The 23,588-nt window shown below is 63.8% G+C and carries 26 protein-coding genes and 1 pseudogene; 15 read left to right on the top strand and 12 right to left on the bottom strand.

The window, feature by feature from the left end; genetic code table 11:
- On the bottom strand, window positions 1-969 hold the full coding sequence (mdh, locus tag C8K44_RS02615; RefSeq protein WP_109574203.1) for a malate dehydrogenase: 969 nt from the start codon (window positions 967-969) through the stop codon (window positions 1-3).
- A 229-nt stretch (window positions 970-1,198) separates the two neighbouring features.
- Here mdh and C8K44_RS28215 point away from each other — a divergent pair.
- Window positions 1,199-1,429, top strand: a pseudogene (locus C8K44_RS28215) (GNAT family N-acetyltransferase); the annotation flags it as partial.
- Between the two features lie 14 nt (window positions 1,430-1,443).
- Window positions 1,444-1,641: a hypothetical protein gene (locus C8K44_RS27850; RefSeq protein WP_245417356.1), complete on the top strand. Its 198-nt coding sequence runs from the start codon at window positions 1,444-1,446 to the stop codon at window positions 1,639-1,641.
- Between the two features lie 104 nt (window positions 1,642-1,745).
- Here the strand turns inward: C8K44_RS27850 and C8K44_RS02605 are convergent, their stop codons facing one another.
- Complete coding sequence (locus C8K44_RS02605; protein ID WP_109574202.1) at window positions 1,746-2,459, bottom strand: outer membrane protein; 714 nt, start codon at window positions 2,457-2,459, stop codon at window positions 1,746-1,748.
- 594 nt (window positions 2,460-3,053) lie between these two features.
- Between C8K44_RS02605 and C8K44_RS02600 the strand changes: the two genes are divergently transcribed.
- Window positions 3,054-3,242, top strand: coding sequence for a hypothetical protein (locus C8K44_RS02600; protein ID WP_109574201.1), 189 nt, complete (start codon window positions 3,054-3,056; stop codon window positions 3,240-3,242).
- Between the two features lie 71 nt (window positions 3,243-3,313).
- Here the strand turns inward: C8K44_RS02600 and acnA are convergent, their stop codons facing one another.
- Complete coding sequence (gene acnA / locus C8K44_RS02595) at window positions 3,314-6,004, bottom strand: aconitate hydratase AcnA (RefSeq protein WP_109574200.1); 2,691 nt, start codon at window positions 6,002-6,004, stop codon at window positions 3,314-3,316.
- Window positions 6,005-6,288: 284 nt separating this feature from the next.
- Here acnA and ccmA point away from each other — a divergent pair, with 284 nt between their 5' ends.
- The 5 genes from ccmA (at window position 6,289) to C8K44_RS02570 (ending at window position 9,506) form a co-directional block, all read left to right on the top strand.
- Window positions 6,289-6,897, top strand: coding sequence for a heme ABC exporter ATP-binding protein CcmA (gene ccmA / locus C8K44_RS02590; RefSeq protein ID WP_109574199.1), 609 nt, complete (start codon window positions 6,289-6,291; stop codon window positions 6,895-6,897).
- A complete protein-coding gene (gene ccmB / locus C8K44_RS02585) occupies window positions 6,897-7,562 on the top strand; it encodes a heme exporter protein CcmB (RefSeq protein WP_109574198.1) in 666 nt (221 codons plus the stop codon). Before ccmA ends, ccmB begins: the two co-directional genes overlap by 1 nt.
- A gap of 121 nt (window positions 7,563-7,683) precedes the next feature.
- A complete protein-coding gene (ccmD, locus tag C8K44_RS02580) occupies window positions 7,684-7,851 on the top strand; it encodes a heme exporter protein CcmD (protein WP_109574197.1) in 168 nt (55 codons plus the stop codon).
- The gene (locus C8K44_RS02575) at window positions 7,848-8,426 is read left to right on the top strand and encodes a DsbE family thiol:disulfide interchange protein (RefSeq protein WP_109574196.1); all 579 of its coding nucleotides are present in this window, start codon (window positions 7,848-7,850) and stop codon (window positions 8,424-8,426) included. Before ccmD ends, C8K44_RS02575 begins: the two co-directional genes overlap by 4 nt.
- 27 nt (window positions 8,427-8,453) lie before the next feature.
- The gene (locus tag C8K44_RS02570) at window positions 8,454-9,506 is read left to right on the top strand and encodes a DUF2332 family protein (protein WP_109574195.1); all 1,053 of its coding nucleotides are present in this window, start codon (window positions 8,454-8,456) and stop codon (window positions 9,504-9,506) included.
- 60 nt (window positions 9,507-9,566) lie between these two features.
- Here C8K44_RS02570 and C8K44_RS02565 read toward each other — a convergent pair whose 3' ends face one another.
- From C8K44_RS02565 to dapF, 6 genes are all read right to left on the bottom strand, one after another.
- The gene (locus tag C8K44_RS02565; RefSeq protein WP_199227005.1) at window positions 9,567-9,752 is read right to left on the bottom strand and encodes a hypothetical protein; all 186 of its coding nucleotides are present in this window, start codon (window positions 9,750-9,752) and stop codon (window positions 9,567-9,569) included.
- Between the two features lie 159 nt (window positions 9,753-9,911).
- Window positions 9,912-10,526 (bottom strand): pyridoxamine 5'-phosphate oxidase family protein, encoded by a 615-nt coding sequence (locus tag C8K44_RS02560; RefSeq protein ID WP_109574194.1) that lies wholly within the window; start codon window positions 10,524-10,526, stop codon window positions 9,912-9,914.
- Window positions 10,527-10,537: 11 nt separating this feature from the next.
- A complete protein-coding gene (locus C8K44_RS02555; protein WP_109574193.1) occupies window positions 10,538-11,191 on the bottom strand; it encodes a septation protein A in 654 nt (217 codons plus the stop codon).
- A gap of 36 nt (window positions 11,192-11,227) precedes the next feature.
- Complete coding sequence (gene ftsY / locus C8K44_RS02550; RefSeq protein WP_109574426.1) at window positions 11,228-12,949, bottom strand: signal recognition particle-docking protein FtsY; 1,722 nt, start codon at window positions 12,947-12,949, stop codon at window positions 11,228-11,230.
- Window positions 12,950-12,962: 13 nt separating this feature from the next.
- On the bottom strand, window positions 12,963-14,246 hold the full coding sequence (gene mtaB / locus C8K44_RS02545) for a tRNA (N(6)-L-threonylcarbamoyladenosine(37)-C(2))-methylthiotransferase MtaB (protein WP_109574192.1): 1,284 nt from the start codon (window positions 14,244-14,246) through the stop codon (window positions 12,963-12,965).
- Complete coding sequence (gene dapF / locus C8K44_RS02540; RefSeq protein ID WP_109574191.1) at window positions 14,246-15,130, bottom strand: diaminopimelate epimerase; 885 nt, start codon at window positions 15,128-15,130, stop codon at window positions 14,246-14,248. Before dapF ends, mtaB begins: the two co-directional genes overlap by 1 nt.
- 221 nt (window positions 15,131-15,351) lie before the next feature.
- Here dapF and C8K44_RS02535 point away from each other — a divergent pair, with 221 nt between their 5' ends.
- Together C8K44_RS02535 and zapE are read left to right on the top strand one after the other, a co-directional pair.
- Complete coding sequence (locus C8K44_RS02535) at window positions 15,352-15,897, top strand: protease inhibitor Inh/omp19 family protein (protein ID WP_109574190.1); 546 nt, start codon at window positions 15,352-15,354, stop codon at window positions 15,895-15,897.
- A 28-nt stretch (window positions 15,898-15,925) separates the two neighbouring features.
- Window positions 15,926-17,113: a cell division protein ZapE gene (gene zapE, locus C8K44_RS02530; RefSeq protein WP_109574189.1), complete on the top strand. Its 1,188-nt coding sequence runs from the start codon at window positions 15,926-15,928 to the stop codon at window positions 17,111-17,113.
- A 13-nt stretch (window positions 17,114-17,126) separates the two neighbouring features.
- Here the strand turns inward: zapE and C8K44_RS02525 are convergent, their stop codons facing one another.
- Window positions 17,127-17,825 carry a ceramidase domain-containing protein gene (locus tag C8K44_RS02525; RefSeq protein WP_109574188.1) on the bottom strand — a complete coding sequence of 233 codons (699 nt, stop codon included), beginning with the start codon at window positions 17,823-17,825 and terminating at the stop codon, window positions 17,127-17,129.
- 205 nt (window positions 17,826-18,030) lie between these two features.
- Here C8K44_RS02525 and C8K44_RS02520 point away from each other — a divergent pair, with 205 nt between their 5' ends.
- The 5 genes from C8K44_RS02520 to C8K44_RS02505 all read left to right on the top strand — a co-directional run bounded on the left by C8K44_RS02520 (window position 18,031) and on the right by C8K44_RS02505 (window position 21,231).
- Window positions 18,031-18,789 (top strand): thioredoxin family protein, encoded by a 759-nt coding sequence (locus C8K44_RS02520; RefSeq protein WP_109574187.1) that lies wholly within the window; start codon window positions 18,031-18,033, stop codon window positions 18,787-18,789.
- A 421-nt stretch (window positions 18,790-19,210) separates the two neighbouring features.
- Entirely contained in the window at window positions 19,211-19,597 is a 387-nt protein-coding gene (locus C8K44_RS02515; RefSeq protein ID WP_109574186.1) for a DUF2794 domain-containing protein, read from the top strand.
- Window positions 19,598-19,700: 103 nt separating this feature from the next.
- The gene (locus tag C8K44_RS27845) at window positions 19,701-20,066 is read left to right on the top strand and encodes a GNAT family N-acetyltransferase (protein ID WP_245417333.1); all 366 of its coding nucleotides are present in this window, start codon (window positions 19,701-19,703) and stop codon (window positions 20,064-20,066) included.
- Entirely contained in the window at window positions 20,063-20,209 is a 147-nt protein-coding gene (locus C8K44_RS27840) for a hypothetical protein (protein ID WP_245417332.1), read from the top strand. Before C8K44_RS27845 ends, C8K44_RS27840 begins: the two co-directional genes overlap by 4 nt.
- Complete coding sequence (locus C8K44_RS02505; RefSeq protein WP_109574185.1) at window positions 20,206-21,231, top strand: histone deacetylase family protein; 1,026 nt, start codon at window positions 20,206-20,208, stop codon at window positions 21,229-21,231. The genes C8K44_RS27840 and C8K44_RS02505 overlap by 4 nt, the downstream gene beginning before the upstream one ends.
- Here the strand turns inward: C8K44_RS02505 and C8K44_RS02500 are convergent, their stop codons facing one another.
- Both C8K44_RS02500 and C8K44_RS02495 read right to left on the bottom strand, forming a co-directional pair.
- Window positions 21,232-21,783 (bottom strand): DUF308 domain-containing protein, encoded by a 552-nt coding sequence (locus C8K44_RS02500; protein ID WP_109574184.1) that lies wholly within the window; start codon window positions 21,781-21,783, stop codon window positions 21,232-21,234.
- Window positions 21,784-21,954: 171 nt separating this feature from the next.
- Window positions 21,955-23,586: a copper resistance protein CopC gene (locus C8K44_RS02495; RefSeq protein WP_109574183.1), complete on the bottom strand. Its 1,632-nt coding sequence runs from the start codon at window positions 23,584-23,586 to the stop codon at window positions 21,955-21,957.
- Window positions 23,587-23,588 lie beyond the last annotated feature (2 nt).

Below are 23,588 nucleotides of genomic sequence, written 5' to 3'. Positions count from 1 at the left end.
TTACTTTTGGGCGAGGTTCGGCGCGATCTTCACGCAGGCTTCGCAGAGGCCGGCAACGGCCGCGACCGAGGTCTCGAACATCTTCTGCTCGTTCTTGGCCATGTCGATCTCGATGATGCGCTCGACACCGCCGGCGCCGATCACCGTCGGCACGCCGACATACATGTCCTTGACGCCATACTGGCCCGACAGGTGGGCAGCGCAGGGCAGAACGCGCTTCTTGTCCTTGAGATAGGCCTCCGCCATCTGGATCGCCGATGCGGCCGGGGCATAGTAGGCCGAGCCGGTCTTGAGCAGTCCGACGATCTCGGCGCCGCCGTCGCGGGTGCGCTGGACGATCTGGTCGAGCTTTTCCTGGCTGGTCCAGCCCATCTTGACGAGGTCAGGCAGCGGAATGCCGGCAACCGTCGAGTACCGAACCAGCGGCACCATCGTGTCGCCGTGGCCGCCGAGAACGAAGGCCGTCACGTCTTCGACGGAGACCTTGAATTCTTCGGCCAGGAAGTAGCGGAAACGCGCCGAGTCGAGCACGCCAGCCATGCCGACGACGTGGCTGCTGGGCAGGCCCGAGAACTTCTGCAGTGCCCAGACCATGGCGTCGAGCGGATTGGTGATGCAGATCACGAACGCGTTGGGGGCATACTTCTTGATGCCGGCGCCGACCTGTTCCATGACCTTGAGGTTGATGCCGAGCAGGTCATCGCGGCTCATGCCGGGCTTGCGCGGCACGCCTGCGGTGACGATGCAGACGTCGGCACCTTCGATGCCGGCATAGTCGTTGACGCCGGTGAAGCGCGAGTCGAAGCCATCGACCGGCGAAGACTGGGCGATGTCGAGGCCTTTACCCTGCGGGGTGCCTTCGGCAATATCGAACAGGACCACGTCGCCGAGGTCCTTGAGGCCGATCATATGGGCGAGCGTGCCGCCAATCATGCCGGAGCCGATGAGGGCTATCTTGTTGCGTGCCATGAAGGAATTCCCTTTGCCTTTAACGACGCCTTGGCGGCGGGGTGGAGTAGGTTTGGGCCAGAGAGGCCGCGAGAATGCAGCCAGAAATAGCGGCTCGCAATAGCTCCGCGGCCAAAAAAATTCAACCGATTATTTCGACCTCAACTTTTTCAATCGGTTAGAAACAACGGGATTTACGTAAACGTCAAAGTTTGGTGACGCCTTTACGAAGAAATGGTGAAGAAGCACGATGCCATCGATTGAAATCCGCAGGCTGTCTCCTGGCGACGAGCACCTGCTCGACAACGTCGCCGATGACGTCTTCGATGAAGCCGTCGATCCTGTCAGGCTCGCTGCATGCCTTGCTTCCCCAGGCCATCTTCTTTTCGTGGCCCTCGATCATGGCCAGGGTGTGGCACAGGCCGCGGCCATGGTTCACCGTCATCCCGACAAGGCGTCCGAGCTTTATGTCGATGAGATCGGCGTCTCTCCGGCGTGGCAGCGGCGCGGCATCGCTACCCGGATCATGGATGCGCTGTTGCTGCCGGGCGCGAAGCGGGTTGCGAGGAGGCCTGGCTTGGCACCGAACTGGACAATGTCCCCGCCCGGGCGCTTTACGCTTCACGCAAGGCGGCAGCAGGGGCGGCGGAAACCTTCGTCATGTATGTCTACGATCTCAACAGAGACGGCTGACCGGCTAGGCGTGGAATGTCTCTGCGCCTGCCCCCGAGGAACCCGGCCGGGATACAAAAACCCCGGCGCGAGGCCGGGGTTTTTGTCTTGTGGAAGCGCGCCAATCAGAATTTGTAGGCTAGGCCAAACCGCACATCGTTGGTCGTCAGGCCGACCTCGCCAGCAGCAATCCCTTCGGACATGTCGAAATTGCCGAAATCGGTGTAGCGATACTCGAACCGGCCGATCAGGCTCTCGGTGAATGCATATTCGAGGCCCGCTCCGATCGTCCAGCCGACCATCGTATCGTCAGCGGAGGCCGCGACCGCGCCGCCAGCATTGAACCTTGTCGCATCGACACCGCCAAAGGCCAGGCCGCCCGCGATGTATGGCAGGAAGCGGTCCATCGCATAACCCGCCTTCGCGCGCAGCGCGCCGGTCCAGTTGAGCTCGTAGAGAACGCCGGCATCAAGCGGCCCGGTAACGCCGTTCAGCGCCGCTTCGCCAAAACCGTCGGAATTCGTCCAGGCGATATCGCCGTCCACGCCGAGCACGACATTGTTGGTGAATTGATAGTTGTAGCCGGCATAGATGCCGCCAAGCCAGCCATCAAGGCTACCGTCGGCGGAGAGGCCTGGCAGACCCTGAACTTCGAAGGACCCGTCACCCCAGAGATAACCGGTCTGCACGCCGAAATAGCCGCCAGTCCAGCTGAAGATGGGTGGTGCCACCTCGATGGGGGCAGGTACCGGCTCGACCGCAGCTATGTCAGCCGCCGAGGCTACGCCGGCAAGACCGAGCAAGATTGCGGAAGTAAGGAACAGTTGCTTCACGATCATACTCCACTTTAGCCCCGCCTAATACATAGCATACCCGGCGGCGCTGGACACCCGATCCGTCCTGTCAGCGGTGGCTTTTAGGCGCCCCGTGTAGCCGCGCTGCAACAGTTTGGGCGTCGCAGCGTGCGATTTAAGGCACGCCCGGAGATGCCCCAGGCACTTCAACGCCATGATCCGACTGGCAAATTGTCACCCTTTGTCAGCAGACACCGTGGATAGACGGCACCGGTTTTTCCACGCCCTCGAAACCCGCCGTATCATCATCTCGCGATCTTCTACGGGACTCCGGTGCGCACCGGGTGTCGGAGGGAAGCGTCGGTGCCGGGCTGGTGGGAGGTCGGTTCTCCCACTGGGTGATGAGCCCCCAAGCCCGGGCCTTGCGGCGGCTGGCGGTGCGACAAGCACTGAGGCGACTGAGCGGGGCAAGAACACCGGGCGGGGCGCGAAGGTTCGCGCCACATACAAACTATCGGAAGGCACGGCCTCGCGCCCCGCTTCCCGAGTCCCTCATCCTGAGCTTGTCGAAGGATGAGCTTGTCGAAGGATGAGCTCGCCGAAGGATGACAATGGCCAGACCGGAAACGGGGTGTGGCGATGAACAAGCTTGCCTCTTGCTCTTCCCTCATCCTGAGCCTGTCGAAGGATGGGAGGACGGTCTCGATCGTGAAGGAAGTCGGCGCAAACGTTGACCTTCATCCCGGAAACCGGAGCAAGGCGGAGGCCGGCAAGGCCGGGATGGACTGCCTCTACGCGTTGCTTCGTTCGGTCACCCTCTCCCCGTAAACGGGCGAGGGAAACAAAAAAACCGCCGGAGTTGCGCCCCGGCGGTTTGTTTCACGTGAGTCTCGGGCTGCTTACGCGGCCAGGTCGCGGAGAACGTACTGCAGGATGCCGCCGTTCTTGTAGTAGTCGAGCTCGTCAAGCGTATCGATGCGGCAGAGGATCGGTACATCCTTCACCGAACCGTCGGCGAAGGTGATCTTGGCGACCATCTTCTGGCGCGGCTTGATCGTCTCGAGACCGTCGATCGTCACCTGTTCGTCGCCCTTGAGGCCGAGCGTCTTCCACGACGTGCCTTCTTCGAAGGTGAACGGGATCACGCCCATGCCGACCAGGTTCGAGCGGTGGATACGCTCGAACGACTGGGCGATGACAGCGCGAACGCCCAGCAGGTTCGTGCCCTTGGCAGCCCAGTCGCGCGACGAGCCGTTGCCGTACTCGACACCGGCGAAGATCACCAGCGGGGTGCCTTCGCTGCGGTACTGCATGGCGGCGTCGTAGATCGGCAGCTCTTCTTTCGAGGGATAGTGGAAGGTGTAGCCACCCTCGCGGCCGTTTTCGCCCAGCATGTGGTTGCGGATGCGGATGTTGGCGAAGGTGCCGCGCATCATCACCTCGTGGTTGCCACGACGCGTGCCGTACTGGTTGAAGTCGGCAACGCCGACGCCGTTGTCGGTCAGGTACTTGCCGGCAGGCGAAGCAGCCTTGATCGAACCGGCCGGCGAGATGTGATCGGTGGTGATCTTGTCACCGAACAGGCCGAGCACGCGCGCGCCCTCGATCTTGCCGATCTGGCCCGGCTTTGCACCCATGCCGACGAAGTAAGGCGGGTTCTGCACATAGGTCGAGTCGTCGTCCCAGGTGTAGGTCTGGCCTTCCGGCGCCTGGACGTTCTGCCAGTTCTCGTCGCCCTTGAAGACGTCGGCATACTTACGGGCAAACAGCTCGCGGGTGACGTTTTCAGCGATGAACTGCTCGATCTCGATATTGGTCGGCCAGATGTCCTTGAGGAACACCGGGTTGCCGTCGCGATCCTCGCCCAGCGGCTCGGTCGTCAGGTCCTTGGTGACCGTGCCGGCAAGCGCGTAGGCAACCACCAGCGGCGGCGAAGCCAGGTAGTTGGCCTGCACGTCTGGCGATACGCGGCCTTCGAAGTTGCGGTTGCCCGAAAGCACCGCCGCACCGATCAGGCCCTTGTCGTTGATCGTCTTGGAGATCGGCGCCGGCAGTGGGCCGGAGTTGCCGATGCAGGTCGTGCAGCCGAAGCCGACGAGGTTGAAGCCGATCTGGTCAAGCTCCTTCTGCAGGCCGGCCTTTTCGAGATACTCGGCCACAACCTGCGAACCGGGTGCCAGCGAGGTCTTGACCCACGGCTTCTGCTTCAGGCCGATGCGGTTGGCGTTGCGGGCCAGAAGGCCGGCACCGATCAATACGCTCGGGTTCGAAGTGTTGGTGCAGGACGTGATCGCGGCGATCACCACGTCGCCATGGCCGAGGTCGAAGTTTTCGCCTTCGACGGCATAGCGCTTGGCGGTGTCGACGGTCTTCTTGTACTCGGCTTCGAGAGCGGTCGCGAAGCCCGAGGCGATGCCTTCGAGCGGAATGCGGCCTTCAGGACGCTTTGGACCGGCCATCGAGGGAACGACTGTTGCCATGTCCAGCTCGAGCAGGTCGGTGAAGACAGGATCGGCCGACGAAGCGTCGCGCCACATGCCCTGGGCCTTGGAGTATTCCTCGACGAGCGCGATGCGGTTTTCGGCGCGGCCCGACATATTGAGGTAGCGAATGGTCTCGGAGTCGACCGGGAAGAAGCCGCAGGTCGCGCCATATTCCGGAGCCATGTTGCCGATGGTGGCGCGGTCGGCGAGCGTCATGTTGGAGAGGCCCGGGCCGAAGAACTCGACGAATTTGCCTACGACGCCCTTCTTGCGCAGCATCTGGGTAACGGTCAGCACCAGGTCGGTGGCGGTGACGCCTTCCTTGAGCTTGCCGGTCAGGCGGAAGCCGATGACCTCGGGCAAAAGCATGGAGACCGGCTGGCCGAGCATCGCCGCTTCCGCCTCGATGCCGCCCACGCCCCAGCCCAGCACGCCAAGTCCGTTGACCATGGTGGTGTGCGAATCGGTGCCGACGCAGGTGTCGGGATAAGCGGTGGTGACGCCGTCCTCGGTGTTCGTCCAGACGGTCTGGGCGAGGTATTCGAGGTTGACCTGGTGGCAGATGCCGGTGCCGGGCGGCACGACGCGGAAGTTGCGGAACGCCTGCTGGCCCCACTTCAGGAACTTGTAGCGCTCTTCGTTGCGCTCGTATTCGAGCTCGACGTTGCGAGCAAATGCCAGCGGTGTACCGAATTCGTCGACGATGACCGAGTGATCGATGACCAGGTCGACCGGGACCAGCGGGTTGATCTTCTCTGGATCGCCGCCAAGGGTCTTGATGCCGTCACGCATGGCGGCGAGGTCGACCACGGCGGGAACGCCGGTGAAATCCTGCATCAGCACGCGGGCCGGGCGGTAGGCGATCTCGACACCGGCGGTGCCCTTGTCGACCAGCCAGCCGGCAACCGCCTGGATGGCTTCCTTGGTGACGGTACGGCCGTCTTCGTTACGCAGAAGGTTTTCGAGCAGCACCTTCATCGAATAGGGCAGCTGCGAAATGCCGGTCAGGCCGTTCTTCTCAGCCTCGATGAGGCTGTAGTAGACATAGTCGGTGCCAGCAGCGGTAAGCGTGCGGCGGCAATTGAAACTGTCGAGTGATTTGGACACGTGCGATCCATCCTTGTCTGTTCAGCCTACACGGGAACGGACTCCGATGGCATGCAATCACGCGCAAAGGTGCGGGTACGGCCATTTCCGCTGTCCGGTCCCAAGCAACCCGAGCCGTTCAAGGCGGCGCGTGCGCTGGTTCGGCGCAAATTCTGTTTCCATGCCGACCGCTGGCATGGTCGAGTGGCATATAGAGAATTTATTGGAATAGTTCTAGACCGAGATTCGCCTATTTTGCCGCAACGCAAAGTGGCGGCGACAAGACTTTCGGCGATGGGGAACAGATGCGGCTGATCGCCGAAAATCTAAGCGGGGAACGCGCCGGCGAGGCGGTTTTTGCCGGCATCGGCTTTACGCTCGAGGATGGTGCCGCCCTTGTCGTCACCGGTCCGAACGGCTCGGGCAAGTCGACGCTTCTGCGCGTGATTGCCGGCCTTTTGCCGCATACGGTTGGACGAATCGCTGTCGAAGGCGGCGGTGAGGAGTTTTCGACCGTGGCCGCTGCCTGCCACTATCTCGGCCATCAGAACGCGATGAAAGCTGCCCTTACCGTCAACGAAAACCTCGCCTTCTGGCGCGACTTTTGCGGTGACGGAGCGCTCGGCACATCGGATGCTCTCGAAGAGGTCGGGCTAGGCGGGCTTGGCCACCTGCCCTTCGGCTACCTTTCGACCGGCCAGAAGCGCCGTGCCGCGATCGCCAAGCTATTGATCAGCCACCGTCCGGTCTGGTTGCTCGACGAACCCACCGCGGGCCTCGACAAGGCTTCGGAAACGCGGTTCGCCGAGCTGATGAAGGCGCACTGCCTGGCAGGCGGCATCATCATTGCCGCGACGCATCTGCCGCTAGGGCTGGTGGGCGCAAAGGATTTGGCCATGCGAGGTGGGCACTGATGCTAGCCCTCTACCTTCGCGACCTGCGCATGGGCATCCGCTCCGGCGGCGGAGCGCTGACCGGCGTGCTGTTTTTCCTGGCGGTCATCGTCACCATTCCTTTCGGCGTCGGCCCCGATCTCAACCTGCTCGCCCGCATCGGCCCGGCGATTCTGTGGATCGGCGCCCTGCTCGCCAGCCTGCTCGGCCTCGACAGGCTGTTTCAGGCCGACCGCGAGGACGGCTCGCTCGATCTCCTGGTACTCAACGCCGACCGGCACATGCTGGCGCTGACGGTGTTCGTCAAATGCCTGGCACACTGGACGGCAAGCGTGCTGCCGCTGGTCATCGCGGCCCCACTGCTCGGACTGTTCATGAACATGTCGCCGCTCGGCATCGGGGCTGCCGCGCTGACGCTGCTCGTCGGCACACCGGCCATCGTCTTCATCGGCGCCGCCGGTGCGGCTGTCACAGTCGCCCTGCCGCGCGGCGGCTTGCTGATCTCGGTGCTGGTGCTGCCGCTGGTCATCCCGGTGCTGATCTTCGGCGTCACCGCCGCCTACGGTGCGGTCAACGATCCCGACCCGTTCACCCCGCCTTTCATGATCCTGTGTGCCCTGACCATGTTTTTGGCCGTCATCGGGCCGCTGGCCGCTGCGGTCGCCTTGCGCTCGGGCACCGACTGATCACGATCGCTTCAACTTTCACGGTGCGGCGCGGCGTCCGATTGCCTAGCGTCACACCCACGGCTAAGTGAAGGACCATGCTCGGATACAGCGACATGAACGAATATTGCCAGGATGCTCGATGAGCGCGCACGCCCTTTATGTCACTGCCGCCTACGGTGTTTCGGCATTGGCCATCGCCGGGCTGATCCTGTGGATCCTCGCTGACCAGCGTGCCCGCAAGCGAGAACTGGCCGAACTCGAGGCGGCAGGCCATCGCCGCCGTTCCGACCGGGGAAAGCAAGCATGAGCACCGAGACCGAAAGGCCGGCACGGCCGCGCACACTCGTCGTACTGCTGCCCCTGCTGGTTTTCCTCGCGCTGGCGGTTGTTTTCCTGATGCAGCTTCTGTCGGGCCGCGACCTGTCAGTCGTGCCCTCGGCGCTGATCGGGCATGCGGCACCCAAGACCGAATTGCCGCCGCTCGAAGGTATTTCGCTTCCGGGCCTCAACTCGGCTGAATTCATCGGCAAGGTGACATTGGTGAATGTCTGGGCGTCGTGGTGCGCGCCTTGCCGCGAAGAACATCCGGTGATGGTCAACCTGGCCAAGGACGAGCGATTGACCATCGTCGGGCTCAACTACAAGGACAAGGCCGAAAACGCGCGCCGGTTCCTCGGCGACCTTGGCAATCCGTTCGATGCGGTTGGCGTCGACCCCAACGGCCGCGCGGCGATCGACTGGGGCGTGTACGGTATTCCGGAGACCTTCCTCGTCGGCAAGGACGGCAAGATCGCGTTCAAGCATGTCGGGCCTCTGTCACCCGAGGCTGTCGCGACGACCCTGATGCCCGAGATCGAAAAGGCGGCCGCCGCTTCCCAATGAACTGCAGTGCGGGCTAGTGTGCCCGCCATGTCCGACAGCGATCTCCCCTCCCGCGTCAGCACCCATTTTCACAATCAGGCCGATGCCTGCGACCAACTCGGCTCGCCATTCACGGCGCGATTGTGCCGGGTGCTGGCGAAGGTTCTCGACGACCAAAGCGCGGTCGGACGCAAGGTGCTCGGCTGGGCCGGCGACCCGCGCGCCGACGCGCTGGCATTGAGGCTCTGCGGCGGCCTGCATGCGCTCGTGCTGTCAGGTGCCGACGCCGAGTTGGCAAGGATCTATCCACCTGAGAAGACCGGCGACCGCGACCTCGCGTTGGCTCTACCAGCGGCCCTCGCGCGCAACGAGGCCCATCTGCTTGCTATGCTCGAAAGCCCGCCGCAGACAAACGAGATCGCCCGCTCTGGCATGCTCCTGCCGGGCTTCCTGGCGATTGCGAGGGAAAGTGGCCTGGCGCTGGAACTCACCGAGATCGGCGCCAGTGCCGGGCTCAACCTGCTCTTTGACAGGTTCCATTACCGCTACGGGAAAAATGAATGGGGAAATGCCGGCTCACCGGTACGCCTCGCGCCCGAAGTCAGGGGGCAGGCCCCTTCGATGTCGGGTGATTTGCAAATTGTTGACCGGGCGGGCTGCGATTTGGCGCCGATCCGCATCTCGGACCCGGCGCAAAGGCTCAGGCTGCGGGCCTATGTCTGGGCCGACCAGACGTTGCGGCTCGAACGGCTCGACGCTGCGATCAGCCTCGCCGAGCGCGAACCGCCAACATTGGTGAAGCTAGGTGCCGCCGAGTTTGTTGAGCAGCGGCTGTCGGCGCGAAGCCCGGATCGAGCCTTCGTGCTGTTTCACTCGATCATGTGGCAATACATGCCGCCGGCCACGCGGGCCAGGATCGTCGAGCTGTTGGAGACGCAAGGATCTGCCGTAAATGCCGGATCGCCGCTCTACTGGCTCAGGATGGAGCCGCTTGCGGCGGGCGACCCCTATGCCACGCTCAGCCTGACATCATGGCCGGGCGGCACCACAAGGGCGCTCGCCCGCTGCGACTATCATGGCCGCTGGATGGAGTGGCTTTAGCGTGCCCCGCGCATCGCGCTTTGCGAAACCGACGCCGGGGCCCACGCTTCTAGCCGAAGCTTAGCCGTAAACCTGCTTGTAGGCCTGGAACAGCATTTCGCTGCGGTCAGCACGCATATCGGCGAGGTCACGGCCGGAGAAACTGTCGATCTCGGCGACGAGGCGCTTGTACTGCTTGCGCTTGGAAGCGCTTTCGCGGGCACGGGTCAGAAGGCTGTCGAAAAACATGTTCGTTCCTTTCATCATGCCGCTCTTCGCGGCGCGATATGACCTCCCTGATCAATCTGATAGATGACATAGGAACTGCTGCGCCGCAAAATAAGATGCTGCAACGCAGCAATGCACACCACGCATAACGAGTTAACGCAGTCTCAACATGTCGGTATGGATGGGTTTCCGCGCGGGCTACCACATTGTCTTGCGGTAGGATTCGTCCAGCGAGCGATCCAGCGCCTCGGCGTTGTCGGCAAGCGCCAGCTGATCGCGCAGGATCTGCCCAAGCGTCGGCAGGCTGGCACGGTCGGGCCAGGTTGCAGGGGCCCAGAGCTCAGAGCGCATGAACGCCTTCGCGCAGTGCATGTAGACCGCCTTGATGGCAACGACCATGACCGTGACCGGCGGCTTGCCCTCGGCTGCGAGTTGCTCGCGCAGGCCCGGATCGGCCGTCAGGCGCGCTTCGCCATTGATGCGCAGCGTCTCGTTCATGCCCGGGATCAGGAAAAGCAGGCCCACCGCCGGGTTGACGACGACGTTTTCCAGCGTGTCGAGCCGGTTGTTACCCGGCCGGTCGGGAATGGCGATGGTGACATCGTCGAGCACGGCAACGAAGCCTGGCTTGTCGCCTTTGGGGGTGACGTCGGCATTGCCCTTCCCGTCGGAGGAGCCGACCAGAACGAAGGGGCTACGCGCCAGGAAGCTTCTGGCGTGATGATCGAGGCAGTGGAGTTCTTTCTTCACCGCGCCGTCACCGGGCGCCCGGTAATGCTGGCGCAGAGTCTCGCGGTCGGTGATGAACTCCACTGATCTCTCTCCTATTTCGATGAATGATCGTCCAGCGAATGCCGCATGATCAGCGGCATCTGGCTGAAGGTGAACAACAGCGTGATCGGCATGATGCCCCACACCTTGAACGCCACCCAGGTGTCGGTCGAAAACGAGCGCCACACCACCTCGTTGACCACGGCGAGGAACAGGAAGAACAGGCCCCACCGGAACGTGAGCTTTCGCCAACCCTCGGCATCCAGCCGGAATGCCGAGGCAAAGACGTAGCCAAGCAGCGATTTGCCGAAAAGCAGGCCGCCCAGCAGGATCGCGCCGAACAAAGTGTTGACGATAGTCGGCTTCATCTTGATGAACACGTCGTCCTGCAAATAGAGCGTCAAAGCGCCGAAGACGAAGACGACGACGCCCGAGACCAGCGGCATGATCGGCAGCGAGCGGGTCAGGAGCCAGGATGCGATCAGCGCGATCGCCGTCGCCGCCATGAACAGGCCGGTGGCGATGAAGATCGGCCCGCCGAGTTCGGCAAGGGTTGGAAAATGCGAGGCCAGCCATTCGCCGCGCGCATTGGCGAAGAAGAACACGACGAGCGGCCCGAGTTCCAGCGCCAGCTTGAGCAACGGGCTGATCTCTTCCTTCTTCGTTTTCGGGTCCGAAGGATCGCTTTCGAGGATGGGGGCGTTCATTGGCTTCCTTGCTACCGCGTCGCTGGGCTTGCCTGGTCAGGCAACGCCGGCGATCGCCTTGGCGAAATCGCTTGCCGAGAATGGTTCGAGATCGTCGACCTGTTCGCCGACGCCGATGAAATAGACCGGCAGCTTATGTTTGGCGGCGATTGCGACCAAAATACCGCCGCGCGCCGTACCGTCGAGCTTTGTCATCACGAGCCCGTTCACCCCCGCTATGTTGCGGAAGATCTCGACCTGGTTGAGCGCGTTCTGGCCGGTGGTGGCATCGACCGTCTGCAGCACCGTATGTGGCGCCTCAGGATCGAGCTTGCCGAGCACCCGCACGATTTTTTCGAGTTCCGCCATCAGCTCGGCCTTGTTCTGGAGGCGTCCGGCCGTGTCGATGATCAGCACGTCCGAGCCGGCTTCCTTGGCCTTTTCGAAAGCGTCGTATGCAAGCCCGGCGGCATCGGCGCCAAGCTTGGTGGCGATCACGGGAGATTTTGTTCGCTCGCCCCAGATCTTGAGCTGTTCGATGGCAGCAGCTCGGAACGTGTCGCCGGCAGCCAGCATTACCGACAGCCCGCCATCGGTCAGTTTTGCCGCGAGCTTGCCGATGGTGGTGGTCTTGCCGGTGCCGTTGACGCCAACGACCAGGATGACATGCGGCTTGTGCGACAGGTCGAGTTCCAGCGGCAACGCCACCGGCTTCAATACCTTTTCGACCTCGACCGCCATGATCGAGCGGACCTCGTGGTCGGACACGTCCTTGCCATAGCGGCTTGCGGCAAGCGCGTCAGTGACGCGAAGGGCTGTCTCGACGCCGAGATCGGCGCGGATCAGCACGTCTTCGAGGTCCTGCAGCGTGTCTTCGTCGAGCTTTCGCTTGGTGAAGATGCCGGCGATGTTGCCAGACAGTTCCTTGGACGAGCGCGACAGGCCCTGCCGCAAGCGCTGGAACCAGCTGACCCGGGGTGCTGGTGCGGCGGTCTCGACGACCTCGGCTTTCTGCTCGACCTTCTTGCTGACGGTAACCTTGCCGGCGGAAGGTTTTGGCTCTGTCGAGGGTGGCGCTGGCTCGGACTCAACCGGAGCGGTCTCGACTGGCGCGACCTCCTCTCCCCCCTCGAGGGGGAGATGGTCCAAAGGACCAGAGGGGGTCACCTCGGCAGGGCTCGGCGTCGCGTCCGATGATTGGGCGACCCCACCCGGCCGTTCCACGGCCACCCTCCCCTCAAGGGGGAGGGATATCGCGGGCCGCTCGGGAGCGCGCATCGTGGGCTCCGCTGCCGGGGGGGCCGGCTGCGCAGGAACTTCGTCGGGCAGATCGGGCGCGGACGGTTCTGCCGGCGGTAGCGGAACCTCCGCAGGAGCAGGCTCGGGCTCCACAGGGGTCGGCGCGGGCGCAGGCTGCTCGGCAGGTTTTGCGGGCTCAGTCGCCGGAACCTCCGGCTCGACTTCGGGCTTGGGCTCCTCGGCAGGCACAGGCTGCGGCTCAGGCTCGACCGGCACCGGCTGTTCGGCAGGCTTCGGCTCGGGCACGACAGGCGGCGCAGGCGGGGTTTGCGGCGCCGGTTCCGGCTTGGGTTCCTCGACCGGGATGGCCGGCGTGTCCACGGCAACGGGCGTTTCCGCCGCTGCAGGCGCTTCTTCGGCAGGCTTCAACGCTTCGAGCGCATCGAAATTCAGCGGCGGCAGGGCCTCGTCTTCGGCCGGCTGCTCGACAGCTTCCTTCTTGCCGAAGGAAAAGACTTTCTTGATGAACCCGAATGCCATGCGGTCGCTTTCGTCAGGCCGCGCGTGCGGCGGCCGATGCCGCTGTAAGCCGCTCGCCGTCATGTCCGGCGATGTCGACCTCTATGATTTCGCCCGGCGCACCCTGATCGAGCGCAACAAGCGTGAAGCCCTCCGTGCGGCCAAGCCCTTCGCGCTCGACAAGCACCTGCTGGCGTGTGCCGGCCTGAGCTTCGAGATGGCGCAGATAGGCCGCCTCGCCGGCGGCGCGCAGCCTTGCGGCGCGCTTCTTGACGATCTCGCGCCTAACCTGGGGCATGCGCGCGGCGGGCGTGCCCTCGCGCGGGGAGAACGGGAAGACGTGGAGATGGGTCAGCCCGCATTCTTCGACGATGCGGATCGAGTTCTCGAACATCTCGTCTGTCTCGGTCGGGAAGCCGGCGATGATGTCGGCACCGAAGACGATGTCGGGGCGCAAGCTCCGCACGTCCTGGCAGAACTGGATCGACTGGTCGCGCAAATGGCGGCGCTTCATGCGCTTCAGGATCATGTCGTCGCCCGACTGCAACGACAGGTGCAGATGCGGCATCAGCCGGTTTTCGGTAGCGATGGCCTCGAGCAGGTCTTCGTCGGCCTCGATGGAATCGATGGAGGAAAGCCGCAGGCGGCGAACGTCCGGCACCTGGCGCAGGATCGTCTTGACCAGCTTGCCCAGCCGAGGCGCACCCGGCAGGTCGGCGCCGTAGCTGGTCATGTCGACGCCCGACAGCACCACCTCGGCATAGCCGTTGCCGGCGAGGCGCTTGATCTGCTCGACAACAGCGCCCATCGGCACCGAGCGCGAATTGCCGCGCCCATAAGGAATGATGCAGAAAGTGCAGCGATGGTCGCAGCCGTTCTGCACCTGCACGAACGCCCGCGCCCGGCCCTCGATGGCATCGACCATGTGGCCGGCGGTCTCGCGCACGGAGAAGATGTCGTTGACCCGGGCCTTCTCGAAATCGTTGACGCCGAAATCGGGCAGCGCCCGGTAATTGTGCGCCTTGAGCTTTTCCTCATTGCCCAGCACCAGGTCGACTTCGGCCATGTCGGCGAAAGCGGCCGGATCGGTCTGGGCAGCACAGCCGGTCACGATGATGCGGGCGTCCGGGTTCTCCCGCCGCGCCTTGCGGATCGACTGCTTGGCCTGGCGAACCGCTTCGCTTGTCACCGCGCAGGTGTTGAAGATGACAGCGCCGCCCTTGAGCTCCTCGAGTCCGGCGGCCTTGGCCTCGCGCTTCATCACCTCTGACTCGTAGGTGTTGAGGCGGCAGCCGAAGGTAACGACATCCACTGCCATCAGGCGACGTCCTGCTGGTCGCGGCGCGAGGCGCCGGTGGCCGGGTCGAAGCTGCCGGAGAATTCCCATTCGGCCGGGCCGGTCATGACGACGTGATCGTCGTCGCGCCAGTCGATCTTGAGCGTGCCGCCGCTCGGCACGGTGACCGCGACAGTCCGTCCGGTGCGGCCGGTACGCGCGGCCGAAACGGCGGCCGCGCAGGTCCCCGAACCGCAGGCCAGCGTCAGCCCGGCGCCGCGCTCCCAGGTGCGCAGGTTCAGCGTCTCCCTTGACGTTACCTGGGCGATAGAGATGTTGGCGCGTTCCGGGAAAATCGGATGGTTTTCGAGCAGCGGGCCGAAACGGTCGAGGTCGTAGGACCAGACGTCGTTGTCGACCCAGAAGATGGCGTGCGGATTGCCCATCGAGGCGACCGAGGGCGAGTGCAGCACAGGCGCGTCGATCGGCCCGATCTGCAGCTCGATGGCGCGCGTGTCCCGAAACTCCTCGGCCAGCGGAATGTCCTGCCAACCGAAGCGCGGAATGCCCATGTCGACCGAGATCAAGCCGTCCTCATGCTCCTCGGCATTGAGGATGCCGGCGACAGTCTCGAAGGTGAACACCTTCTGCCCGGTCTCGGCCGCCAGCGCCTGCACCACGCAGCGCGTGCCGTTGCCGCAGGCCTGGGCATGGCTGCCGTCGGAATTGATGATCTCGATATAGTTCGCGGTGCCTGGCGTGCGAGGATCGTGGATCGCCATGATCTGGTCGAACTTGGTCGCCGCATCCGCGTTCAGCGCCACCGCGGCAGCAGGCGTGACGCGGTCGGCGCGACCGCGCATGTCGGCAACGATGATCTCGTTACCGAGCCCGTTCATCTTGGCGAATGGGGCCATATTGGCCATGGTGGAAATTTCTCGCGGCTGTTTGGCGCCTATATGGCGGAAACGTCTGCGAATTACCAGTCTTGGCGGGCCGCTCAAGGCTTGCGACAATTTTGCAACAAATTCTAACGCAAACCCTATTTTAACCATATGCGGTTGAAATTGTGCCAACTTCGCCGCTTTACAGGCGAATTATCGATCGCGCGGGGGCGCCCCCAGAAATGCCCCACGGAGGGAATCCAATGGCTTTTTCGAAAACCGGCCTGCTGGCCGCATCGCTGGTGGCGCTTTTGGCGGCCGCCGGCTGTAACAGCACGCGCCTTTCGTCGATGGACACCCAGCCGGCCCCACTGCCCGCGGCTCCCGCAGGTACGGTGACCAGCGGCCAGCTGCCTCCGCCCGTGGCACCCGGTGCCGCCGGTGCCTCGCAATTCCCGGCAGCTCCGCAGCAGCAGACCCAGGTGGCGGCCCTGCCCGCCGACGGTGGTGCAGCTGCCGCCAACGCACCCGACCTGACCGCAACCTCCGTTGCCGGCGTGTGGAGTGCCTCGGTTTCGGGCCAGAGCTGCAAGGTGGCGACGCCGCAGACCAAGTTCGGCCAGGGCTTCCGCGCCGGCCCTCTGCGCTGCCCGGCACCGATCGATGGCGTCAAGTCGTGGAACGTCGCCGGCAAGCAGCTGACGCTTTACGATGAAGGCGGCTCCGCGCTGGCCAGGCTCTATTCGTCGGGCGAAGGCCGCTTCGACGGGCAGACCTCGAACGGCCTGCCGATCTCTCTCAACCGCTGACGCGGCATCTTAGCGGCCAGAGTGAGCCATGCACCTGCGTGACGGCCTACAGACCCATGTGACCGTCAGGCAGCGCTACGACCACCTGGTCGAATTGGGCAGCGTTCGCCGCGATCCGGCGCAGCTTGCGATCGTCGCGGCCCTCGACCGCCTGATCGACGAGATTTCCGATAAAAGGCTGGCGCGCAAGTCGAGCGCGCTGGGCTGGCTGTTTGCCAAGCGCAAGCCGCGCCACGAGCCGGTGAAGGGCCTCTACGTCCATGGCGGCGTCGGTCGCGGCAAGACCATGCTGATGGACATGTTCTTCGAACTGGTGCCGGTCAAGCACAAGCGCCGCGTCCATTTCAACGATTTCATGGCCGATGTGCACGACCGCATCCAAAAGCAGCGCGCGGCACGCAAGAACGGCACCTCGCGCGACGACGACCCGATCCCGCCCGTGGCAGCGGCCATTGCCGATGAAGCCTGGGTTCTGTGCTTCGACGAATTCTCGGTCACCGACATCGCCGACGCGATGATTCTGTCGAGGCTGTTTTCGGCGCTGTTTGCGCTTGGCGTGGTCCTTGTCGCCACCTCCAACGTGGCGCCGCGCGATCTCTATCGTGACGGGCTCAACCGCCAGCTGTTCTTGCCGTTCATCGGCATGCTCGAGCAAAACACCGTGGTGCTCAATCTCGATGCCGACACCGACTACCGGCTGGAAAAGCTCGACCGCGTGCCGGTCTATCTGACGCCTCTCGGCGAAGCCGCGGACCAGGCGATGGACAAGGCCTGGGCAAAGGTGACGCACGGCCTTGCCGCCGAACCGGCCATCGTCGCCGTCAAGGGCCGCAAGGTGCATGTGCCGGCAGCCGTCGATGGATGCGCGCGCTTTTCCTTCTCAGATCTCTGCGAGAAACCGCTTGCGGCACGCGACTATCTGGCGATCACGGCGAAATATCCCACCGTTTTTGTCGACCATGTGCCTGTCATGGCGGAAGCCAACCGCAACGAGGCCAAGCGTTTCATCCTGCTGATCGACGCGCTCTATGACCAGCATGCGCGGCTGGTGCTGAGCGCTGCGGCATCGCCCGACAAGCTTTATGCCGGCAAGCGCGGCCACGAGGCGTTCGAATTCGACCGGACCTCGTCGCGTCTGATCGAGATGCAGGGCAGCGAATGGCTCGATGCCTGGGCCGAGAAACATTCGAAGCCGGTGGCGCCCCTGGCTGGATAAACCCGGCGCCCCTTCACGCGCTCACGGCCTGCATGCCAGCCCGGCTCCCTGGCCGGGGATGCCCATACCGCGTGGTCGCGGCCAGCAGCACACCGAGCATAAGTCCGTTGAGCACGTGCCACATGAAATGCGAGCCGAGCGGGAAGGCGGCGCAGACCAGCGGATCAACAACCCTGAAGGTGATGGAACCGAGGAAAATCCCCGCGGCGACGATGTTGTACCAGCCGGCGCGGCTCCCTGCGGCGATGACCAGGCCACCGAAGAAGACCAGCGCCAGGAACGGCGGCAGATAGCCCGTGGTTCCGTTGGACGCCTCGCGCAGCCAGCCTGGAACCATGTAGGTGAGGAAACCGACGGCGATGTAGAAGCCGAGGAAGATGGCAAGCGCCTTCGGCCAGCCCATGCCGGCGAAACGACGAAGATTGAACAACGTATAGGCAAGCGTGAAGCCGGCGATGGGGATGATGTCGGCCCATTTCGTGCCTTCGGTGGCGAAGGTGTGGAACAGCGTCGAGCCTATGCCGATAGCTACCACCCACCAACCCAGCACTTCGGCGAAAGCTCCGGCATTGCGCCGCCGGGCTTCGTAGACGCCCCACAGACCCGCCGCGAAAAAAGCAAGATTGCTCAACGCGTTGAGCGGTTCGGCCCAGAGCCCGATATCCGTGCGCTCGCAATAAAGGTCGAGATGTTGGCTGAATTGTTCCAGCATCAAAAGCTTCCCCCGCCGGTTTGCGAATTCTAACCCGATCGGGGTATTTCCGATAAGAAATTCCGTCATTGCGAGGTGACGCTGCGGAACCGGCCTCCTGTCAAATTTTCACCGCAACGTGACTTCCCGTTGAAGGGCGCATCTGCCACATATTTCGGCAATCACAAAAAAGGCCGGTTACGCCGGCTGAGGATGCGGATTGGTCATGGAGTTTCGCAGATATTTTCGGCTGGCAGCCGTAGCGCTGGCCCTTGTTGGGCTTGGGCGCGCGGCCGATGCCGAACCGACACGCCCGCTCGGCGTGATCGAGCTCTTCACCAGCCAGGGCTGCAACTCCTGTCCACCTGCCGACGAGCTGTTTGCCGAATTCGCCGCCAGGGACGACATGGTGGCGCTCGCCTATCACGTCACCTACTGGGATTATCTCGGCTGGCAGGACAAGCTCGGCAGCACAGACAACACCGAACGTCAGTATGCGTATATGCGCGCCTTCGGCTCGCGCTCCGTCTACACGCCCCAGGCGGTCATCAACGGCCGCACCCATGTCAATGGCGCCAAGCGCGAGGAAGTCACCGCAGCGCTCGACAACCTTGCCAAGACCGGACAGGGCATGAATGTCGCCCTGAAGGTCACCGACAATGGCGACACCTACACCATCGACGTCGGTGAAGCCAAAGGGGCGAACGAGGCCGCCCATGTCGTTGTCGTGCATTACCAGCCGCCACAGGTCGTCGACCTGCAGAAGGGCGAAAACAAGGGTCGCAGCGTCACCTACTGGAACGCCGTCACCGACCTGCACACAGCCGGCATGTGGCACGGCAAGGCGCAGCGTTTTGAACTGCCCAAGAGCGAGGTGGAAAAGAAAGGCGGCTGCGCGGTGCTGCTGCAGGCGGTCGGCAAGGATGGCTTGCCTGGACCGATCCTCGGTGCAGCTGTCGTGCGCAAGCCGGTGACCGCTCTGTGACGCAAAAAAGCCGACGTCGACTTGGGGCCAGACGTCGGCTTCAGATTTTGGGATCGTCGCCTCTGGCTCTGCAACAGAACCGAGGTTGGTTCGATCCGACTCAGACCCGTGGGCGGGGGGCTTGGGGTTTACGAGCCGGTGCCGGACCGAACCGTCTCAGGCAACACGGGTAAATTCGTCGGACATTGGGGCGTCAGCGCGGATAAAAAACGGCAGGAATGTGGCGAGTCATCACCAATTCCAACAGTTTGTCTTGCAACCGTTACCGCAACTGGAAGCTTGCGCGCCCTTCGATTCGATCCTTCGCGGCTGCGGCTTGCAATTGGGGTCTGAATGCGCGATTCTTTGTTAGCCGTGCACCAATGAGACGCGCAAACGCCTCACGCACGAGCCGAAGTCGTATTCTGCAAGGGAACGATTGATGATTGATCGCGGCGCTGGGGCGGAGGATGGAGAGCCATCCGCGGTTTTAATCCCGCTCCATGAGGCCCGCAGGGAGCGCCAGGACCTCCCGGTGGCTTTCGAACGACGCGAACTCGACCAGATTCTCAGGCTCTACGGACGAATGGTCGCCGCCAACGAGTGGCGTGACTACGCGATCGACCATCTCAGCGACCGCGCCGTCTTCTCGGTTTTCCGCCGCACCAGCGAAACCCCGCTATTCCAGATCGTCAAGGACCCGAAGCTCGCCCGCAAGCAGGGCGCGTTCAGCGTCGTTGCCGCTGGCGGACTGATCCTCAAGCGCGGCCATGAGTTGGCCCGCGTGCTTGGCGTCTTCGACAAGCGATTGAAGCTCGTCGAGGCGTAGACCCATCGGGCCATGGCGGCAGGATCCTTGCGGCCAGGAGCTGTTTTCCCTCGCTACCGCCGCTCGAATGCTGTCAATTCCGCGTCCAGGCAGAATTGGAAAAATGAGCATCACCACCCGACCAGCCGTCACCATTCGCTCGGCGAATTCTCACGACGTGCCGCAGCTGATGCAAGCGATCCTCGACCTTGCCGGCCATGTCGGCGAGGCCAACGAGGTGGCATGCACCGAGGCCGACCTCCAGCGCTTCGGTTTCGGCGAAAACCCGGCCTTTGAGGCGGTCATTGCCGAGGCCGACGGCGCATTCGCCGGCATGTGCCTGTTTTTCCCGATTTTTTCGAGCTGGTATGGCCGTCCTGGCGTGTTTGTGCAGGACCTCTTCGTGGACGGGCAGTTCCGCAGCCTCGGCATTGGCGAGCGCCTTTTACGGTGGCAAGGCGATCCCAAGACCGAGCCGGCGTCTACATGAGACTCGCGGTGGACGAGGCCAAGCCGCGTGCGCGCGACTTCTATGCCCGGCTCGGTTTTGAATGGACGAGCGACCAGCGCTCCTACATTGCCGACGAACGGACTTTCACAGCATTGAGCGAAGCCATCCCGGAGCCGAAATGAAGACCTTCTACGCCGCAGAGCAGAAACGCCACGACCCCAAGGCCTTCCTGTCGATGGGCGCGCAGAAGCCCAATCCGGAACAGCCCGAGCGTGTCGAGCGCCTGCTTTTGGGCGCGCGCGGCGCAGGCTCCGCGATCCATCGCCCGGCAAATTACGGCCTTGGACCGATCGCCGCGGTCCACACGCCGGAATATATCGAGTTCCTGACCCACATATTCGAACGCTGGCAGCGCATGGAAGGCGCCTCGGCCGAAGTCATTCCCAACATCCACCCGATCGCCCGCAATGGTACCTATCCGGCGGGCGCCGCTGGCCAGGCCGGCTATCACATGGCCGACACGGCGTGCCCGATCTCGGCCGAAACCTTCGAAAGCGCGTGCTGGAGCGCCTGGAGTGCTGTAGCTGCCACCGAGGCCGTGCTTTCAGGCGAGCCAGCGGCCTATGCGCTGTGCCGCCCGCCCGGCCACCACGCCTTTGCCGATGTCGCGGGCGGCTTTTGCTTCTTCAACAATTCGGCCATCGCCGCGCAACGGCTGCGCGCCACGGCCGCGCGCGTGGCCATCCTCGATGTCGACCTCCATCACGGCAATGGCACGCAAGGTATCTTCTACAACAGGGCCGACGTGTTGACCGTGTCGCTGCATGCCGACCCGAGCCGCTTCTACCCCTTCTTTTGGGGCCACGCCGACGAGCGCGGCGAAGGTGCCGGCCTCGGCTACAACTGCAACCTGCCCTTGCCGCGCAAATCGGGCGACGCCGAGTTCCTCGAAGCCCTCGGCCATGCCAATCGCCGCATCCGGGCCTTCGCCCCCGACGCGCTCGTCGTGGCGCTGGGGCTCGACGCCTTCGAAGGCGACCCGTTCGGCGGGCTGTCGGTGACAACGTCAGGCTTTTCGCGCATCGCCGAGGCGATCGCCAAGCTTGGCTTGCCCACCGTCATCGTCCAGGAAGGCGGCTACCTCTGCGACGCCCTGGGCGATAATTTGACCGCCTTCCTCACCAGCTTTGCCGGCACGAACTGATCAAACGGCGGTGCGGATGCGCCAGGCCCGATAGAGCAAAAGCAAGGCGTAGAGCAGCATCAGGATGGTGGCGATGCGCATCAGCGTCGAAGCGCTTGTCAGCGGCACGAACATCAGCGCCAGGCCGAAGGCGGCATAGACAGCGCCGCCCACCAGGGTCGGCCACAGCCGCGTCTGGCGGTCGCTGCCGAGGAAGCTCGATGCCATCTCGATCAGCCCGACGAGCAGAGCGAGCAACCCGACAAGTCGGGCCAGGAAAGTCAAAGTGAAGACGCTGACGAGCAAGCCGCTGCACAAGACGATCACGCCGGCCGCGATGGACAAGAGGTTGCGGGCGAGCGCCAGCCAGTGGCCGGTTGTTCGCGGCGCCGCATAGTCGATCGTCGCCAACCCCAAGATGCCATCGACGAGCAAAAGCCCGCCGCCGACCATGACCAGAACTTGCACCGCCTGAACGGGATAGAAGAACGCCACCAGTGCGGCGGCCACGATCAGAATGCCGCGCAACGCTACCAGCGTCGCGTCGAAACGCTTGGTCTTTCCCTCGGCCATGCCTGCTCCCTTCGCCCTGGAGCGCCGCGCGTTCGGTGCGCAAAGGACACTCCAGACACCATTTGTGGGAGATATGCGCCGGATTCGCAACCGGAATGCGAAACTCTGAAGCTGCGGCGCGGCACTGCCAGTCGCGTGCTGCCAGAGGCAGGCCCTGCCCGCGAACCGGCACTATGGCCGGATGGTGACATCTCCGGCAAGCGATGTCCGTTGTGCCCCGGAAATTCCGATATCGATCGACACCGTCCACTTTCCCGGCATTGGCAGGTCGATATTGTCGACCCGCCAGGTGCCGTCGCCGGGTTTGTATGCGCTGGCCGTGATTTCCGCCGCGTCCAGGTGGCCGAGCCGCAGGACGACGCTCTCCGCATCGAGCGGTCCGAAATCGCCGGTCATCACCACGATCGAGGCGGATACCTTGCCGGTGTGGCCGGGCGTGATGCTGAGTTCGGCCATGGCATCGGCGGTATGGATGTGGATCGACGCTGGTTCGGCCGCTTCGACAGCGAGAACACGCGGTGGCGGGGTGAAGCGGAAGCCGGCGACCACGCCAAGAATCGCCACCATCAGCAGCGCCTCGGCCGCGATGTTTCGCGCCAAGCGGCGCTGCGCATCTGCTTGTTCGGCCAGTGCCGGCTTGGTCAGCCGCCAGCGATTGACGACCGCAAGCAAAAGCAGCGGCGTGACTAAGGCAAGCTTGGCCATCAGCAACTCGCCATAGGCGGTTTGCCAAAGGGCCGCGAAACTGCCGACCTGGATCAGCGCGAGCACGATGCCCGCCCCGATCAGGGCGGCGAACACGTAAGGTATCGTCGCGGAGAAACGCCGCAGCGCCTCGGAGGCATCAGGGGTTTGGCGGAGGCTGAGACCGAGAGGCAGGAGCGCGCCAAGCCAGAATGCGATCCCCACGCCATGGACGAAGACCATCGGCCGTGCCAGCCATTGCGGCGCAGCGGCGCTGGCATGACCGCTGGCCGCGAATGCGAAACCCACGCCGGCGAGCGCAGCCAGCGACATCAAGCGCGCCAATCCTGCTTCGGCAACCAGCGCCAGCAGCGCGAGCGCCAATGCAATGAAGGCGATTGCCGCGGTGAAGCCATAGCTGGTCGCAGCCGCAGCCTGCCAGGCCAGCGACTGGCCGAACAAGCCTAGTGGTGCGCCGAGCGCATCGAGTCCTTGCAGGCCGAACGACACCGGTGCAGCGACAAGGCCGAGAATGGTGAATGCGGTGGCAGCGCCAGCGCCATGGCGGGTTTTCGGCGTGAGCCAGCACGAGGCAAAGGCGCTGCCTGCACCAAAGAAAAACCCGAGATAGAGCGCGAGCTTTGCAGCCCAAAGTGCCGCGCGCAGCCTCTCGTCGGCCGCGACTGGCATCGCCGGCGCCGTCGCGCTCGCAGAGCCCACCGAAAATGTCACGGTACCGCCGACGGGATGCCCGTCTGAGGACACCACCCGCCACGACAGCAGATAAGTGCCATCAGGCATATCCGTCGCCGGCAAGTCGACACCGACACCGTCACCGGAGTCAACGCCCTCGAGCCGGTCGGAGCGGCCGTCCGGACGCATGAGCAAGACCACCAGCGGGGTCACCGGCTCGCTGAATGTCAGCATGATTTGCGCCGGCATCTGCCCGACGACAGCGCCTTCGACAGGTGTCGAACGAATGAGGGAGGCATGGGCGCTTGCCGCTGCCGTAGCGCCGACGAGGGCAGCAGCCGCAAGCATCAGGCCAGCAAGCCACCGGCGTACGCCATCGGGCAGCACGAGGCTGCCACGGCGAGGCAGTGGCTTGTCCGCGCCCATCT

The sequence above is a fragment of the Aminobacter sp. AP02 genome, from assembly GCF_003148805.1.
GTDB lineage: Bacteria > Pseudomonadota > Alphaproteobacteria > Rhizobiales > Rhizobiaceae > Aminobacter.
This window is presented reverse-complemented; position numbering and strand designations above follow the sequence as displayed.

Bases quoted from the DNA above. Each gene is read 5' to 3' on its own strand.
- C8K44_RS02605 (WP_109574202.1), bottom strand. From the start codon at position 2,459: ATGATCGTGAAGCAACTGTTCCTTACTTCCGCAATCTTGCTCGGTCTT.
- C8K44_RS02565 (WP_199227005.1), bottom strand. From the start codon at position 9,752: ATGATGAAAGGAACGAACATGTTTTTCGACAGCCTTCTGACCCGTGCC.
- C8K44_RS02520 (WP_109574187.1), top strand. From the start codon at position 18,031: ATGGAGTTTCGCAGATATTTTCGGCTGGCAGCCGTAGCGCTGGCCCTT.
- ftsY (WP_109574426.1), bottom strand. From the start codon at position 12,949: ATGGCATTCGGGTTCATCAAGAAAGTCTTTTCCTTCGGCAAGAAGGAA.
- dapF (WP_109574191.1), bottom strand. From the start codon at position 15,130: ATGGCCAATATGGCCCCATTCGCCAAGATGAACGGGCTCGGTAACGAG.
- ccmA (WP_109574199.1), top strand. From the start codon at position 6,289: ATGCGGCTGATCGCCGAAAATCTAAGCGGGGAACGCGCCGGCGAGGCG.
- C8K44_RS02500 (WP_109574184.1), bottom strand. From the start codon at position 21,783: ATGGCCGAGGGAAAGACCAAGCGTTTCGACGCGACGCTGGTAGCGTTG.
- C8K44_RS27845 (WP_245417333.1), top strand. From the start codon at position 19,701: ATGAGCATCACCACCCGACCAGCCGTCACCATTCGCTCGGCGAATTCT.
- ccmD (WP_109574197.1), top strand. From the start codon at position 7,684: ATGAGCGCGCACGCCCTTTATGTCACTGCCGCCTACGGTGTTTCGGCA.
- ccmB (WP_109574198.1), top strand. From the start codon at position 6,897: ATGCTAGCCCTCTACCTTCGCGACCTGCGCATGGGCATCCGCTCCGGC.
- C8K44_RS02505 (WP_109574185.1), top strand. From the start codon at position 20,206: ATGAAGACCTTCTACGCCGCAGAGCAGAAACGCCACGACCCCAAGGCC.
- zapE (WP_109574189.1), top strand. From the start codon at position 15,926: ATGCACCTGCGTGACGGCCTACAGACCCATGTGACCGTCAGGCAGCGC.
- C8K44_RS02525 (WP_109574188.1), bottom strand. From the start codon at position 17,825: ATGCTGGAACAATTCAGCCAACATCTCGACCTTTATTGCGAGCGCACG.
- C8K44_RS02515 (WP_109574186.1), top strand. From the start codon at position 19,211: ATGATTGATCGCGGCGCTGGGGCGGAGGATGGAGAGCCATCCGCGGTT.
- C8K44_RS02600 (WP_109574201.1), top strand. From the start codon at position 3,054: ATGAACAAGCTTGCCTCTTGCTCTTCCCTCATCCTGAGCCTGTCGAAG.
- C8K44_RS02535 (WP_109574190.1), top strand. From the start codon at position 15,352: ATGGCTTTTTCGAAAACCGGCCTGCTGGCCGCATCGCTGGTGGCGCTT.
- C8K44_RS02570 (WP_109574195.1), top strand. From the start codon at position 8,454: ATGTCCGACAGCGATCTCCCCTCCCGCGTCAGCACCCATTTTCACAAT.
- mtaB (WP_109574192.1), bottom strand. From the start codon at position 14,246: ATGGCAGTGGATGTCGTTACCTTCGGCTGCCGCCTCAACACCTACGAG.
- C8K44_RS02555 (WP_109574193.1), bottom strand. From the start codon at position 11,191: ATGAACGCCCCCATCCTCGAAAGCGATCCTTCGGACCCGAAAACGAAG.
- C8K44_RS02575 (WP_109574196.1), top strand. From the start codon at position 7,848: ATGAGCACCGAGACCGAAAGGCCGGCACGGCCGCGCACACTCGTCGTA.
- mdh (WP_109574203.1), bottom strand. From the start codon at position 969: ATGGCACGCAACAAGATAGCCCTCATCGGCTCCGGCATGATTGGCGGC.
- C8K44_RS02495 (WP_109574183.1), bottom strand. From the start codon at position 23,586: ATGGGCGCGGACAAGCCACTGCCTCGCCGTGGCAGCCTCGTGCTGCCC.
- C8K44_RS27840 (WP_245417332.1), top strand. From the start codon at position 20,063: ATGAGACTCGCGGTGGACGAGGCCAAGCCGCGTGCGCGCGACTTCTAT.